We start from the raw sequence: 13,174 nt of genomic DNA on the forward strand, positions 1-13,174 counted from the left end.
CACAGTAGGGACGTTCCCCCTTGAACCCCCTGTTTTAGGGATCAACAGGGTGAGTCGCCTCCGTGTCCGGGGCAACCGTGTCCGGGGCAACCGTGTCCGGGGCAACCGAAGCCGGGGCAGCCGTAGCCGGCTCGTGCGGCGACCGGCCCAGGGTCTACGCCGGCGGGTTGTGCTTGCGGAAGTAGGTCCAGCTGGTCTCGTTCGGCTCGCTCCACTTCTCGGGTGCGTGGGCGAACTCGGGGTGGTGGTCGGCGATGTGGGCGCGGGTGCGTTCGGGGACCTCGGCGTACGAGGCGAGTTTGCGACCGCGGCAGTGGTAGGCGAGCCCGCCGGGCCGTTGGCCCCGGGCCATCCAGGGGACCCACGGTGACATGCGGGTCCACGACATCGTGGCGGGGACGCTGGGCGCGGGGCCGGCCAAGTCGACGCGGTCGGCGAAGAACTGGAACAGTTCCAGCGCCTGGTAGGTGTCCCCCGCCGAGTGCTCGGGGTACTGCGCGACCGGCAGCGGCGAGGGGTAGGAGAGCGGGATCTCCAGACTGAAGCAGATCTGGCCGCCGAGCTCCGTGGTCGGGATCGGGAAGGGACGCCACTTCTGGTTGGCGGGGTCGTTCCAGATGTGCGTGACGGGGAGGTCCTGCCAGGTGTCGAGGATCTTGCGGGTGACGGGGTCGAGATAGAACGCGGCCTCGCGGGTGAGCAGTTGGTACGCGTCCGGCGCGGCGTCGTCGTCCTGGACGAGCCGGGCGACGTTGACGCCCTCGAACCCGAAGAGGCGCTGGTAGGGCTCGTCCGGGGCCCAGGAGTACACGTCTCCCGACCACCAGTAGGTGACTTCCTCGCCGTCCAAGGAGGCGCGGGTGCGGGCGAGTTGGCGGAGGCTTTCGGCGGGTGTGGTCATACGGGTTACTCTGCGCGCCGGCGCGGCGGGGAAACCTCGGCGCGTGACGCGTGGCCGAGGGTACGCGCTGGCCTGCGGGGCTGGTTGCGCAGTTCCCCGCGCCCCTGAGGCGTCCGATCCTGGCCCGCATCGGCATGGTCAGCCCGTCCGGCGTTTGAGGACGAGCGCCCTTCAGGCGCGAACGGGGTTTGGGGCGGAGCCCCAAGGCGTCGGCTTTCGGCTGCGGGCCGTGCGGGCTCGTCGCGCAGTTCCCCGCGCCCCTGACAGGGTCGACGCTGGCCCGCATAGGCATAGTCAGCCCGTCCGGCGTTTGAGGACGAGCGCCCTTCAGGCGCGAACGGGGTTTGGGGCGGAGCCCCAAGGCGTCGGCTTTCGGCTGCGGGCCGTGCGTGGCTGAGCGCGCAGTTCCCCGCGCCCCTGGGCATCCGGTGGGGGCCGGCACGCGACACGCTCGGCCTGCCCGGTGGGGCCGGGGCTGGGGGTGGGCCCCGTGGGGAGGTCGTGGCATCCGTGGCAATCCGCGAGGCCCACCGCGTTGAGGGCGACCCCGCCCCGCCCGGTCTGGTTCGCTGACCCCATGCCACGCATGACCGCCCGCAACCGCCACGAACACCACCGCGCCTCGACCCCGCTGGAGCTGTTCTTCGACCTCTGCTTCGTCGTCGCCGTCGCCCAGGCCGGCGCCCGCCTGGTCCACGCCCTGGCCGAAGGCCACGTACTGGCGGGCCTCGCCGGATACGCCACGGTGTTCTTCGCCATCTGGTGGGCCTGGATGAACTTCACGTGGTTCGCCTCCGCGTACGACACGGACGACGCCCTGTACCGCGTGGTGACCCTCGTCCAGATCACCGGCGTACTCATCCTCGCGGCGGGCGTCCCGCGCGCTTTCGACGCCGGGGACTTCACGATCGCCGTCGTCGGCTACATCGTGATGCGGCTCGCGCTGACAAGCCAGTGGCTGCGCGCCGCGCTGACCAGCCAGGAACCGGACGAACGCCAGACGTGCCTGCGCTACGCCGCCGGCCTCGTGGTGTGCCAGCTCGGCTGGGTCGGCGTGCTGTTCGTACCGGACTCCACCCGCACCTGGCTCTTTCCGCTGCTCGCCCTCGCCGAACTGAGCGTCCCGATGATCGCCGAACGCCGGCACACCACGACCTGGCATCCACACCACATCGCCGAACGGTACGGCCTGTTCACGCTGATCGTGCTCGGCGAGACGGTGTCGGCGGCCACCATCGCCGTACAGGAAGCCCTCGACGAGCACGACGAGCTCGGTGATCTACTGCCGCTCGCGGCGGGCGGTCTGCTCATCGTGTTCGCCGCGTGGTGGATCTACTTCGCGGTACCCATCCACGACCATCTGACGTCCAACCGGCGGGCCCTGGTGTGGGGTTACGGCCACTACATGGTGTTCGCCTCGGCCGCGGCGATCGGCGCGGGCATGGAGGTCGCGATCGAGCAGACCGTCGGCAAGGCCCACATCTCCTCGCACGCGGCCGCCTCCGCCGTGACGGTTCCGGCGGCCCTGTTCCTGCTGACGGTATGGCTCCTGCACTCCCGCCACTTCAAGCGGGGCGCCGCTCAGCAATTGGTGCTGCCAGTGGCCGCGTTGGCGATCGTGGCCTGCACGTTCGCGGGGCGCGCAGCGGTGCCACTGGCCGGCGCGGTGGCCGCGCTGACGGTGGCGGTCGGCTGGACCCTCAACCGCCGCCGCCCCGAAGCCCCGGCCACGCCGTGAAGTGCCTCCCCACTCCCTCGCGGAACTGCCGTCCAGCCGGTGCGAAGATCTCGTTCATGACTGAAGAGCCGAGAGCCCGAGAAGCCGTGTGGGCAGACGGCAAGAACCTTTACGACGTCGTGCCCGACCTCGACACCATCATCGAGATCATCGGGCGGGATCTGGTCCTGGGGGAATACCCGTTGGCTCAGGCCACCGCGTACGGAGCGGCGCACATGATCATGGAGCAGGGAGAGGCCACGGGTATTCGTGACGAGGCGACAGCTCTCCTCGTCGTCCGCGCACTCGCCGAGTCGGCGGCCGCCACAGAAAGTGCCATTGATGGATCCGGTTCGTAGCGGGGCGCCGTCTCGGCCCGGGACGCAGCCGGTGCTCCGATTTCGGCGGGAACGCACAAGGCTCGGCGCGACGGGTCAAGGCCAGGTACGACGGGCTGGGCACGAGGGGTCAGCAGCACCCCCGGACCGGGACCGCGAGATCGACTAACCTGCCCGGCCATGGGTGAACTCATAGTGATCAGGCACGGCCAGACCGAGTGGAGCCTGACCGGGCAGCACGCCGGACGCACCGACGTCCCCCTGACCGGGGCGGGCGAGGCGGCGGCCCGCGCCCTCGCTCCCCGGCTGGCGGCCCGTGGCCTGGTCGCCGTGTTCAGCAGCCCGCTGAGCCGGGCCACGCGGACGGCCGAGCTGGCCGGCCTGACCGGCGCCGAACCCGACCCCGATCTGCTGGAGTGGGACTACGGCGGCTACGAAGGCCTGTCCGCCGACCAGATCCGCGCGACGCGCCCGGGCTGGGACCTGTGGCGCGACGGCGTGATCCCCGGCGACGCGGACCACCCCGGCGAACAGCTCGCGCAGGTGGCGGCGCGCACGGACGCGGTGCTCGACCGCGTCCGGCCCCTCCTGGGCGAGGGCGACGTGGCCGTCGTCGCGCACGGCCACCTGGCGCGCGTCCTCACCGTGCGCTGGCTCGGCCTGCCCCCGTCCGCGAGCCGCCTCCTGGGCCACCCGCATCCGGGGACGCTCAGCTTCCTCGCGACGGAGGACGACCAGCCGGTCATCGCCGCCTGGAACGTTCCGTAGTCAGAGGTCCTGCGCCGCATCCTCCGCGTGACGCGGGTGCGCCCGCACGTCGCGGGACGCCTCGTACCGTGCCGTCTGGTGGCCCGCCCGTTCCGCCGCGGCGAGCCGCAGCATGGCCCGGGCGCAGCCGTCGCATCCCTCCACGGGGTCGGCCCGGTAGAGCCACGCGTCCAGCCCCGCCGAGGGCTGCACGGCCCACATCAGCGTTCACCGCCGATGGGGGTGCCGTACATCTCGGCGCGCCGAAGTTCGGGTTCGGTGGGCGGACGCAGGCGGTGGGGTGCGACGACCCATTCCCGGCCGCCTCCGGGGGGCCGCAGAAACACCGACCCGGCATACCGGCCGACGATCTCCCCCACACTGCCGGTGTCCATATCGACCGCGTACCGTCCACTCCGCATATAGCTCGCCTCCACGCTGCGCTCCGCCCCTCGTTCGGGGTCGTTTTTCTTGACGACCCTCAACTTGCCCTCCTAGTGGCTACGTTGGGAGTGGTCAGGGCTCTAAGAGCAGGAATTAGAGAGGGGCGGTGGCCCGTGCCGAACACCCGGCCTGAACCGGAGCTCTCCCCAGCGTGGTTTCTGGGGCAGGAAGTCCTGCGGCTGCGCCGCGCTCTGGGCTGGCCGCAGGCCAAGTTGGCGGAGAAGGCCCATATGGCGGTGTCCCGGATCGGGCAGATCGAGAACGCGACGATTCCCGCGACCCTCGACAACGCCAGAGACCTCGACGCGGCGCTGGGGACGGACGGGATCCTGGAACGCCTGATGGTCCTGGTGGACAACCGTCCCGCCGTTCCGGATTGGCTGGCCCTGTACATCGACCTCGAAAGCCGGGCCGTCAGCTACAGCGAGTACGCCCCTATGCACGTGCCCGGCTTGTTGCAGACCCCCGACTACGCCCGCACTGTCCTGACGGCAGGACTCATCCGCAAGCCCTCACCGACTGGCGGCGTGGATGCTCAGCTGGCCACTCGCCTACAGCGGCAGGAGATCATCCAACGCGCCGCGTCACCCGCCCTCTGGTTCATCCTGGAGGAGTCTTTGCTGCGCCGCCCCGTTGGCGGGCCGCTCCTCATGGCGGAGCAACTCGGCCATCTCGCGGCAATGGCAGACCACCCCGCAGTGCATATTCAAGTGCTCCCGGAGACCATCGGGGCGCATCCCGCTCTGGGAGGTTCGCTGATTCTGCTGGCGTTGCCCGATCGCGCGAACGTGGCCTACCTGGAGGGCAGTTCTATCGGCCAGCTCTTTGAGGAACCAACCAAAGTCGCCCGATTCGGGCTGGTCTACGATTACCTGCAAGCACTTGCTCTTACACCCAGTGAGTCGGTGGCGATGATCCGACTTGCACAGGAGGACATGACCAAGATGAGCAGGACGCAGCCGCACGATGTGACCGGAGCCGACTTCCGGAAGTCCACCCACAGCAACAACGAAGGCGCTTGCGTCGAGGTGGCCACGAACCTCCCTGGCATCATCCCGGTCCGCGACAGCAAACACGGCTCCCGAGGCGGCCCCACTCTGACCACCACCCCGGCCGCTTGGGCGACGTTCGTAGCCGGGTTCAAGGGCTAGCCCACTTCCCTTTACCGGAGCCGCGTCGGGGGCGCACCCTGGTAGGCATGGACACCCCCCGCGACTCCCTCACCGACGTCCCCGGGTTCCGCGTCGGCCACGCGGTCGTGGGCGGGCCCGGGGCTCTGAGCGGGACCACCGTCGTCCTCGCCCCGCCGGGTGGTGCCGTGGCCGCCGTCGCGGTGCGCGGGGGCGGGCCCGGCACGCGGGAGACCGACGCGCTCGACCCGGAGAACGTCGTCGAGCGGATCGACGCCGTGGTCCTGACCGGCGGCAGCGCGTACGGGCTCGACGCCGTGGGCGGGGTCGTGGCGTGGCTGGAGGAGCAGGGGCGCGGGGTGCGGGTGGGCCCCGAGCCGTACCAGGTGGTCCCGGTCGTGCCCGCGGCCTGTCTGTTCGACCTGGGGCGCGGCGGCGACTGGCGGGCCCGGCCCGACGCGTCGGTGGGCCGGGCGGCCGCAGAGGCGGCCGGGAGCGCCGGGCGTGAGGTCGCCGAGGGCAATGTGGGGGCAGGGGCCGGGGCGGTGGTCGGGGGGATCAAGGGCGGGGTCGGCACCGCCAGTGTCCGGCTCGCCTCGGGGGTCACCGTCGCCGCGCTGGCCGTCGTGAACGCCGTCGGCTCGCCCATCGACCCGCACACCGGGATCCTGTACGGGGAGTACGGGACCGGGCCGCTCCAACCGCCTTCCGACGTAACCCACTTGGCGGCCCAGGCGCGGATCGCCCAGGCCCGGGAGCGGATGGGGCTTCCGCCGCTCAACACCACGCTGGCCGTCGTGGCCACCGACGCCCCGCTCAGCCGGCCGCAGGCCCGCAAGCTCGCCGGGACCTCGCACGACGGGCTGGCCCGCGCGATCCGCCCCGTCCACCTGATGCACGACGGCGACACCGTGTTCGCCCTGGCGACCGGGACGCACGGTGCGGACGGCGGCGCCGCGCCCGGCCCGCTGAGCCCGGCGGAGTTGAACCACGTCCTGGCCGCCGGGGCGGACGTCGTGGCGCGGGCCATCGTCCGGGGGGTGCGGGCCGCGACAAGCATCGAAGGACCCGGGGGGACATTCCCCTCTTATAGGGATCTGTACGGGAGTTGAGGCTCCGCCGCGCGTCAATGTGACCGCCGCCACAATCGCCACCCGCAACCGGGTGGCCCATTTGGGTGCTCTATGCCCGTACTGGATTCAATTCGCAGTACATAACGCAGACATGGAGCAGCCCGTGACACCGCCGGCGTCGGACAACGCAGCGCACCCTCAGCAGTACGGCACCGCGCGCCCCTCGCGTGGGCAGGCCCGGCGCCGCGTCCGGCTGATCGCGGGTGCCGCCGGACTTCTGGTCGGCGCGCTCGCGCTGACCGCCTGCGGCGGGGACGCCAAGGCCAACGACGACGGCAAGAACGGCAAGGGCTCGGACGCCGCGGCCGCCAAGGACGCCTCCACGCTGAAGATCACCATCTCCGCGAAGGACGGCTCCGCCAACGCCTCCATCAACGACGTCGCCGTCAAGGCGGAGGGCGGCAAGCTCTCCGACGTGACGATGACCGAGGCGCAGGGCGGCAAGGCCGTGCCCGGCCAGCTCGCGGCCGACGGTCTGTCCTGGAAGCCGACCGGCAAGGTCGAGCGCGGCACCCAGTACAAGATCACCGCGAACGGCAAGGACGACAAGGGCCGGGCCGCGACGGAGAACTCCCAGTTCACCACCGTGTCGGCCAAGGACAGCTTCATCGGCACCTACACCCCCGATGACGGCTCCACGGTGGGCGTCGGCATGCCGGTCTCCTTCACCTTCGACAAGCCGATCACCAACAAGAAGGACGTCCTCTCCCACATCACCGTCGCCAGCAGCAGCGGGCAGCAGGTCGTCGGGCACTGGTTCAACTCCCAGCGTCTCGACTTCCGCCCCGAGGACTACTGGAAGGCCGGGTCCAAGGTGACGATGAAGATTGACCTGGACAAGGTCGAGGGCGCCAAGGGCGTCTACGGCGTCCAGAAGAAGGACGTCAGCTTCACCATCGGCCGCAACCAGGTCTCCACGGTGGACGTGAAGACGCAGGAGATGACCGTCCAGCAGGACGGCAAGACCATCAAGACGATCCCCGTCTCCACCGGCAGCGCCGAACACCCCACCTACAACGGGCAGATGGTGATATCGGAGAAGTTCACGCAGACCCGCATGAACGGCGACAGCGTGGGCTTCGGCGGTGAGTACGACATCAAGGACGTGCCGCACGCGATGCGCCTGTCCAGCTCCGGCACCTTCATGCACGGCAACTACTGGTACAAGGGCGACCCCTTCGGCAATGACGGCACCAGCCACGGCTGCGTCGGCATGAAGGACGTCCAGGGCGCCGGCGGCGACACTCCGGCCAAGTGGATGTTCGACCACAGCCTCGTCGGTGACGTCGTCGTGGTGAAGGGCTCGCCCGACAAGACCATCGCCCCGGACAACGGCCTCAACGGCTGGAACCTGCCCTGGTCCCAGTGGACGGCGGACAGCGCCTCCTGACCAACTCCCGTCCCGTAGGCGGAACTTCACCGGCCGGTAACCCCTTCGTGGGGTGCCGGCCGGAAAAGTTTCGGCCATCCCCGCTGCGCGATCGGCCCCCAGGAGCTACGTTGAGCACCTTCTACGTGACCAACAGCGACGGCCAGGAGAAACCTTGGTGCTCCATGTGCCCCACCCGCTCGACGGCGAGCGCGGCCCCGGCGACGAAACGGCGCAGGCCCAGCTGGCCGCGCTCCTGGGGCGGGCCCTGAACTCCTTCGACCTGCCGGACGAGCTCGTCGAACGCCTCGACTCCGCGATGGCGCACACCACTTCGCTCCACTCCTCGCTGCACACGTCGGCGGCGGGCACGGCCGGCCACCGCCTGAGCCGCGAGACCTACCGGCACTGCTATCTGCTCCTGGACGGCACCACCGTCACCCTGTGGGAAGTGACCCATCACGACGGCCGCGAGTACGCCCACGAGGTGTACGCGGCCGAGGACGAGGCCCGCATCGCCGCGGCCCGCCTGCGCCGCAAGGCGCTCCCGGCGGACGCGGGGGCCACGGATGCCGACGAACTCGCTCGCCAAAAAGGTGAGTTGGCGGACCCGCTCCCGCTTCTCGACCCGCCCCCGCTTCTCGACCCGCTCCTCGACTCGCCGCTCGCCCGGCTCCAGGACCTCCAAGGCCTCCAAGGCCTCCAAGGTCTCCAGGACCTCAGAGACCTCAGGGGTTTCGCCGAGCTCCAGGGCTTCGACGCCTCCTGGGAGTCGGGGCTCGGCCCGGACGCCCTCGCGGAGCACCCCCGCACCGCGCCGGGCGCGGAACGCCCGCAGCCGTACGCCCCCGACGACTCCGCCGACCACGCACGCCGGCTGCTGCGCCGCGCCGAGAACCGCGACCGGCCCGGCCACCACACCGCGCTGCGACTGCGGGCGGCGCGCGCGCACTGGATCACCCAGGCGTTCGGCAGCCACAGCCGCGCGGGCGGCCACGAGGCCGCCTTCACGCTGTACGAGCACGCGTTCCTGCTGCTCGACGGCAGCGAACTGAGCCTGTGGGAGGTCGAGCACACGGCGACGCCGGACGGCCGCCACATGTGCGAGGTGTACGGGAGCGAGCAGGCGGCGCGCACCGCCATGGAGCGCCGCGCGCACGTGAGTTGAGGCCCGGGCCCGCCCAGGGCCCGGCCGCGTACGCGCGCGGTCAGGACCGGCGGGGATCCAGCTGGCGGACCAGGCCGGCGAAGGCGTCGCGCTCGGCCTCGGTGAGGGCCACCGCCTCCCGGGCGGGCGGCCCCGCCTGCGGCCCGACCGCCCGCAGCGGCCGCACCGCGCGCCACCGCGCCCGGTCGACGCGCTCACGGCGCAGGACGCGGACCAGTCCGACGACCCAGGCGACACTCGCCGCAGCGAGGACGGAAAGGCCTATCTGCTGAATGATCGTAAGGTTCTGAGCCACGGGCCCCAGTAGACAACACCGGCCGGGACTTGCGGCAGGGGCTGCGGGGACTTTGGTCCCCAAGTGGTACATGTCACGTCATGACATCCGAAGACGCCCCGCCCCTTCGGCCCTACCGGTACGCTCCCCGCATGAGTCCCTGGCCGCCGGAGCTCGATCCACTGCCCGAACCCGAGCCCGTGTTCACCCCGGAGATCACCGAGGCGGACTGCCGTAAATGCGGTACCCGCGTCGCGGGTCTCGACGGGCGTTACGCCTGCGGGGTGTGCGGCTGGACCAATGACTGGTCCGAGGGCCACCGCCCGCTGCCCAGCGGTGAGGACGATCCGGACTACCCCGGGCCCGACGGCCCCGGCAACCGGCTGACCCGGTAACCGGTCCGGACCCCGTGAGGGTCTGCCGCACGCTCCGGCCCCACCGCGGCAGCTCCCACCCGTCAACTCTCCCCCACCAACTCGCGCTCGGGCGACGGCAGTTCGGGGCCGGCTCAGGACGCCGGTGACCTCAGCGGGCGGTCCAGCGGTACCGCTTGCGTGACCGTGACCGACGCCGGGGCGAGGTCGGCAGGGGCCGGCATCACGCTGCCGGGGAGGCGGACCGCGGCCGCGCCGTGGGCGACGGCGGCGGCCAGGGCCTCGGGGCCTTCGCCGCCCGCCATGAGGAACCCGGCGAGCGAGGCGTCACCGGCTCCGACGTTGCTGCGTACGGCGTCCACGGAGGCGCGCGCGAAGTAGATGCCGGACGCGGTGACCAGCAGCTGGCCGTCCACGCCCAGGCTCGCGAGCACCGCTCCGGCCCCCGACTCCCGTACTTCTTCCGCCGCTTTGACCGCGTCGCCGATCGTGGCCAGGGGGCGGCCGACGGCCTGGGCCAGCTCCTCCGCGTTGGGCTTGACCACGTCGGGGCGCTCGCGCAGGGCGGCGACGAGTGAGGCGCCCGAGGTGTCAAGGGCGACCCGGGCGCCCGCCGCGTGGGCCCGGGCGACGAGGCCTGCGTACCACTGGGGGGAGAGGCCGAGCGGCAGGCTGCCGCCGCAGGCGATCCAGTCGGCCCGCGCGGAGTGCTCCCGTACGGCGGCGAGCAGCGACTCGCTCTCGGCGGCGCTCAGTTCGGGGCCCGGCGCGTTGATCTTGGTCAGGGTGCCGTCCGCTTCGACGAGCGCGATGTTGGACCGGGTGCGGCCGGCGACGGGGACGGCGGCGACCTCGATGCCTTCGGCGGCGAGCAGTTCGGCGAGCAGGTCGCCGGGGGCGCCGCCCAGCGGCAGGACGGCCGCCGTGCGGTGCCCGGCGGCCGCGACGGCGCGCGAGACGTTGACGCCCTTGCCGCCGGGGTCCACCCGCTCCCGGCCGGCCCGCAGCACCTCGCCCCGGCGCAGGCCCGGGATCTCGTAGGTGCGGTCGAGGCTGGGGTTGGGCGTGACGGTCAGGATGTTCATACCGTGATCACGTCCGTGCCGGCGGCCTCGATGGCGGCGGCGTCCTCGGGGGCGAGCCCGCGGTCGGTGATCAGGACGTCCACGTCGGCCATGTCGGCGAAGCGGGCGAAGTGCTCCTGGCCGTGCTTGGTGGAGTCGGCGAGCAGGACGACCCGGCGGGCGGCGCCGATCGCGGCACGCTTGACGGCGGACTCGGCGAGGTCGGGGGTGGTCAGGCCGTGGGCGGCACAGAAGCCGTTGGCGCCGAGGAAGATGACGTCGGCGCGGATCTCGCCGTAGGCGCGCAGCGCCCAGGCGTCCACGGCGGCCCGGGTGCGGTGGCGGATCCGGCCGCCGACGAGGTGGAGGTCGATGGCGGGGTGGTCGGCGAGCCGGGCGGCGACGGGCAGGGCGTGGGTGACGAGGGTGAGCCCGCTCTCCAGGGGCAGCTCGGCGGCGAACCGGGCGATGGTCGATCCCGCGTCGAGGATGACGCTGCCCTCGGTGGGGAGCTCGGCGAGGGCGGCCCGGGCGATGCGGTGCTTCTCGTCGGCGGCGGTGGACTCGCGCTCGGCGAGGTCGGGTTCGAAGTCGAGCCGTCCGGCCGGGATGGCGCCACCGTGCACCCGGCGCACCAGGCCGGCCCGGTCGAGTGCCTTCAGATCGCGCCGTACGGTCTCGGCGGTGACCTGGAAGGTCTCGGCGAGCGTGAGCACGTCCACGCGCCCGCTCTCCCGCGCGATCCGTAGGATCTCCTGCTGCCGCTCCGGTGCGTACACGTTTGGTTACGTCCGTTCCCTGCCCGAACTTGTGGTTGCCCTGTCAGGTTACGACCGTGAGCGCTTCTCGTACGTCGTTCCGGGCACCCGGCGGGCACAAACGGGCCCGGGCTCCGGTGATCTTGCCCACGGCGCGACGGCCCCCGGGTCCGATGACCTGGGGGCCGTCGCGGGCCGTGCGGAAGCCGGGGATCAGCCGACCGGCTGCGCCTCCTTGGCCGGCTCGGGCGCCGAGGCCTCGTCCACCGCGCCCTCGACGTGCAGCCGGGGGCGAGCCGGCAGCGCGAACATCACCAGGAAGATCACCGCGAGGACGCCTGCGACGTACCAGAGCGAGTGCTGGAAGCCTGCCACGAACGCCTGGTTCAGGCGCGGCGGCGCGAGGTCGTCGCCGATCGAGCCGAAGAAGACGACCGAGACCAGGCCGAGGCCGAGCGCGTTGCCCATCTGCTGCACGGTGTTGATGAGCCCGGACGCGGAACCGGAGTGCTCCTTGGGGACCTCCGAGAGCACCGCGTCGGTGAGCGGGGCCACGATGAGACCCATGCCGAGCCCCATCACGACCAGCGGGAGCGCCATCTGCCAGGGGGCGATGTCCATGCCGTAGTGGCCCGCCTCCCAGATGTAGATCAGCAGTCCGGCGGCCATCGTCAGGGCGCCCCCCTGGAGGACCTTGCGGCCGAAGCGGGGCACGAGCTTCTGCACGGACAGACCGGCCGCCACGGAGACCGCGATGGAGAACGGCACCCCGGTCAGACCGGCGCGCAGCGCGCTCCAGCCGAGGCCCATCTGCATGTAGAGCGTCCACACCAGGAAGAAGATGCCCAGGCCCACACCGAAGGTGGCCTGCACGGCGATGCCCGCGGCGAAGCTCTTCACCTTGAACAGCGACAGCTCGATGAGCGGCGAGCCGTCCCTGGCCGCCTTCCTGCGCTCGTAGGTGATCAGAGCGGCGAAGACCACGACGCTGCCGGCCATCGAGACGTAACCCCACAGCGGCCAGCCGAGCTCGCGGCCGCGGGTGAGCGGGTAGAGCAGCATGAGCAGGCCGAGCGTGACCAGGACGACACCGAGCAGGTCGAGCCTGAGGGCCTTGGGCGCCTTGGACTCGCCGATGAACTTGGTGCCGAGGATCAGGCCCACGATGCCGACGGGCAGGTTGATCAGGAAGATCGGACGCCATTCGAGACCGAACAGGTTCCACTCCGTGAGCAGCGCGCCCAGCAGCGGTCCCGAGACCGCGCCGAGGCCGACGATCGCGCCGAACAGGCCGAAGACCTTGCCGCGCTCGTGCGCGGGGAAGGTGGCGTGGACGATCGAGAGGACCTGCGGGACCATCATCGCGGCCATCGCGCCCTGGAGGATGCGGGAGGCGACCAGCATCTCGGGGTTGGCGGCGAAGCCGCACAGCGCGGAGGCGAGCGTGAAGCCGCCGATGCCGATGAGGAACAGCTTCTTGCGGCCGTGGATGTCGCCGAGGCGGCCGCCGGTGATCAGGCCCGCGGCGAACGCGAGCGCGTAGCCGGCGGTTATCCACTGGATCGAGGAGAAGCTCGCCCCGGTGTCCTGCTGGATGGAGGGTATGGCGATGTTGACGATCGTGACGTCGACCAGGTCCATGAAGGCCGCGGTCATCACGATGGCCAGGGCGAACCACCGGCGGCGGTCGGCGGCGGCGCTCGCCGCGGTCCCAGGGGTGCTACTGGTCGTGGTGGAAGACATGGGAGGAAAGTAGA

At 71.5% G+C, this 13,174-nt stretch carries 15 protein-coding genes; 8 read left to right on the forward strand and 7 right to left on the reverse strand.

The genetic code is table 11. From position 1 onward, the window contains the following. Nucleotides 1-154: 154 nt before the first annotated feature. Entirely contained in the window at nucleotides 155-901 is a 747-nt protein-coding gene (locus tag ABR738_RS17365; protein ID WP_350230887.1) for a DUF1838 family protein, read from the reverse strand. A 577-nt stretch (nucleotides 902-1,478) separates the two neighbouring features. Between ABR738_RS17365 and ABR738_RS17370 the strand changes: the two genes are divergently transcribed. The 3 genes from ABR738_RS17370 to ABR738_RS17380 all read left to right on the forward strand — a co-directional run bounded on the left by ABR738_RS17370 (nucleotide 1,479) and on the right by ABR738_RS17380 (nucleotide 3,724). Next, nucleotides 1,479-2,639 carry a low temperature requirement protein A gene (locus ABR738_RS17370; RefSeq protein WP_350230888.1) on the forward strand — a complete coding sequence of 387 codons (1,161 nt, stop codon included), beginning with the start codon at nucleotides 1,479-1,481 and terminating at the stop codon, nucleotides 2,637-2,639. 56 nt (nucleotides 2,640-2,695) lie between these two features. Further along, a complete protein-coding gene (locus ABR738_RS17375; RefSeq protein WP_350230889.1) occupies nucleotides 2,696-2,977 on the forward strand; it encodes a hypothetical protein in 282 nt (93 codons plus the stop codon). A gap of 159 nt (nucleotides 2,978-3,136) precedes the next feature. Then, nucleotides 3,137-3,724: a histidine phosphatase family protein gene (locus ABR738_RS17380; RefSeq protein WP_350230890.1), complete on the forward strand. Its 588-nt coding sequence runs from the start codon at nucleotides 3,137-3,139 to the stop codon at nucleotides 3,722-3,724. Here ABR738_RS17380 and ABR738_RS17385 read toward each other — a convergent pair whose 3' ends face one another. Beyond that, nucleotides 3,725-3,925, reverse strand: coding sequence for a hypothetical protein (locus ABR738_RS17385; protein ID WP_350230891.1), 201 nt, complete (start codon nucleotides 3,923-3,925; stop codon nucleotides 3,725-3,727). After that, nucleotides 3,925-4,188, reverse strand: a complete 264-nt coding sequence (locus tag ABR738_RS17390; RefSeq protein ID WP_350230892.1) for a hypothetical protein — start codon at nucleotides 4,186-4,188, stop codon at nucleotides 3,925-3,927. Before ABR738_RS17390 ends, ABR738_RS17385 begins: the two co-directional genes overlap by 1 nt. 72 nt (nucleotides 4,189-4,260) lie before the next feature. Here ABR738_RS17390 and ABR738_RS17395 point away from each other — a divergent pair, with 72 nt between their 5' ends. The 4 genes from ABR738_RS17395 (at nucleotide 4,261) to ABR738_RS17410 (ending at nucleotide 8,947) form a co-directional block, all read left to right on the forward strand. Continuing rightward, on the forward strand, nucleotides 4,261-5,298 hold the full coding sequence (locus tag ABR738_RS17395) for a helix-turn-helix domain-containing protein (RefSeq protein WP_350230893.1): 1,038 nt from the start codon (nucleotides 4,261-4,263) through the stop codon (nucleotides 5,296-5,298). Nucleotides 5,299-5,345: 47 nt separating this feature from the next. Beyond that, a complete protein-coding gene (locus ABR738_RS17400; RefSeq protein WP_350230894.1) occupies nucleotides 5,346-6,389 on the forward strand; it encodes a P1 family peptidase in 1,044 nt (347 codons plus the stop codon). A 112-nt stretch (nucleotides 6,390-6,501) separates the two neighbouring features. Next, nucleotides 6,502-7,800 carry a L,D-transpeptidase gene (locus ABR738_RS17405; protein WP_350230895.1) on the forward strand — a complete coding sequence of 433 codons (1,299 nt, stop codon included), beginning with the start codon at nucleotides 6,502-6,504 and terminating at the stop codon, nucleotides 7,798-7,800. Between the two features lie 157 nt (nucleotides 7,801-7,957). Further along, nucleotides 7,958-8,947 (forward strand): DUF6227 family protein, encoded by a 990-nt coding sequence (locus ABR738_RS17410; protein WP_350230896.1) that lies wholly within the window; start codon nucleotides 7,958-7,960, stop codon nucleotides 8,945-8,947. A 40-nt stretch (nucleotides 8,948-8,987) separates the two neighbouring features. On the opposite strand, the gene ABR738_RS17415 is transcribed toward ABR738_RS17410, so the two are convergent. Then, entirely contained in the window at nucleotides 8,988-9,242 is a 255-nt protein-coding gene (locus tag ABR738_RS17415) for a hypothetical protein (RefSeq protein ID WP_350230897.1), read from the reverse strand. 131 nt (nucleotides 9,243-9,373) lie between these two features. Here ABR738_RS17415 and ABR738_RS17420 point away from each other — a divergent pair, with 131 nt between their 5' ends. Continuing rightward, the gene (locus ABR738_RS17420) at nucleotides 9,374-9,616 is read left to right on the forward strand and encodes a hypothetical protein (RefSeq protein ID WP_350230898.1); all 243 of its coding nucleotides are present in this window, start codon (nucleotides 9,374-9,376) and stop codon (nucleotides 9,614-9,616) included. Nucleotides 9,617-9,729: 113 nt separating this feature from the next. Here ABR738_RS17420 and pfkB read toward each other — a convergent pair whose 3' ends face one another. The 3 genes from pfkB to ABR738_RS17435 form a co-directional block, all read right to left on the reverse strand. Next, nucleotides 9,730-10,680, reverse strand: coding sequence for a 1-phosphofructokinase (gene pfkB, locus ABR738_RS17425; protein ID WP_350230899.1), 951 nt, complete (start codon nucleotides 10,678-10,680; stop codon nucleotides 9,730-9,732). Further along, nucleotides 10,677-11,438 (reverse strand): DeoR/GlpR family DNA-binding transcription regulator, encoded by a 762-nt coding sequence (locus ABR738_RS17430; RefSeq protein ID WP_350230900.1) that lies wholly within the window; start codon nucleotides 11,436-11,438, stop codon nucleotides 10,677-10,679. Before ABR738_RS17430 ends, pfkB begins: the two co-directional genes overlap by 4 nt. Before the next feature lie 192 nt (nucleotides 11,439-11,630). Next, on the reverse strand, nucleotides 11,631-13,160 hold the full coding sequence (locus ABR738_RS17435) for an MFS transporter (RefSeq protein WP_350230901.1): 1,530 nt from the start codon (nucleotides 13,158-13,160) through the stop codon (nucleotides 11,631-11,633). Nucleotides 13,161-13,174: the final 14 nt, after the last annotated feature.

The organism is Streptomyces sp. Edi4 (assembly GCF_040253615.1).
Taxonomy (GTDB): domain Bacteria; phylum Actinomycetota; class Actinomycetes; order Streptomycetales; family Streptomycetaceae; genus Streptomyces.

Bases quoted from the DNA above. Each gene is read 5' to 3' on its own strand.
- ABR738_RS17365 (WP_350230887.1), bottom strand. From the start codon at position 901: ATGACCACACCCGCCGAAAGCCTCCGCCAACTCGCCCGCACCCGCGCC.
- ABR738_RS17370 (WP_350230888.1), top strand. From the start codon at position 1,479: ATGCCACGCATGACCGCCCGCAACCGCCACGAACACCACCGCGCCTCG.
- ABR738_RS17375 (WP_350230889.1), top strand. From the start codon at position 2,696: ATGACTGAAGAGCCGAGAGCCCGAGAAGCCGTGTGGGCAGACGGCAAG.
- ABR738_RS17380 (WP_350230890.1), top strand. From the start codon at position 3,137: ATGGGTGAACTCATAGTGATCAGGCACGGCCAGACCGAGTGGAGCCTG.
- ABR738_RS17385 (WP_350230891.1), bottom strand. From the start codon at position 3,925: ATGTGGGCCGTGCAGCCCTCGGCGGGGCTGGACGCGTGGCTCTACCGG.
- ABR738_RS17400 (WP_350230894.1), top strand. From the start codon at position 5,346: ATGGACACCCCCCGCGACTCCCTCACCGACGTCCCCGGGTTCCGCGTC.
- ABR738_RS17405 (WP_350230895.1), top strand. From the start codon at position 6,502: ATGGAGCAGCCCGTGACACCGCCGGCGTCGGACAACGCAGCGCACCCT.
- ABR738_RS17420 (WP_350230898.1), top strand. From the start codon at position 9,374: ATGAGTCCCTGGCCGCCGGAGCTCGATCCACTGCCCGAACCCGAGCCC.
- pfkB (WP_350230899.1), bottom strand. From the start codon at position 10,680: ATGAACATCCTGACCGTCACGCCCAACCCCAGCCTCGACCGCACCTAC.
- ABR738_RS17435 (WP_350230901.1), bottom strand. From the start codon at position 13,160: ATGTCTTCCACCACGACCAGTAGCACCCCTGGGACCGCGGCGAGCGCC.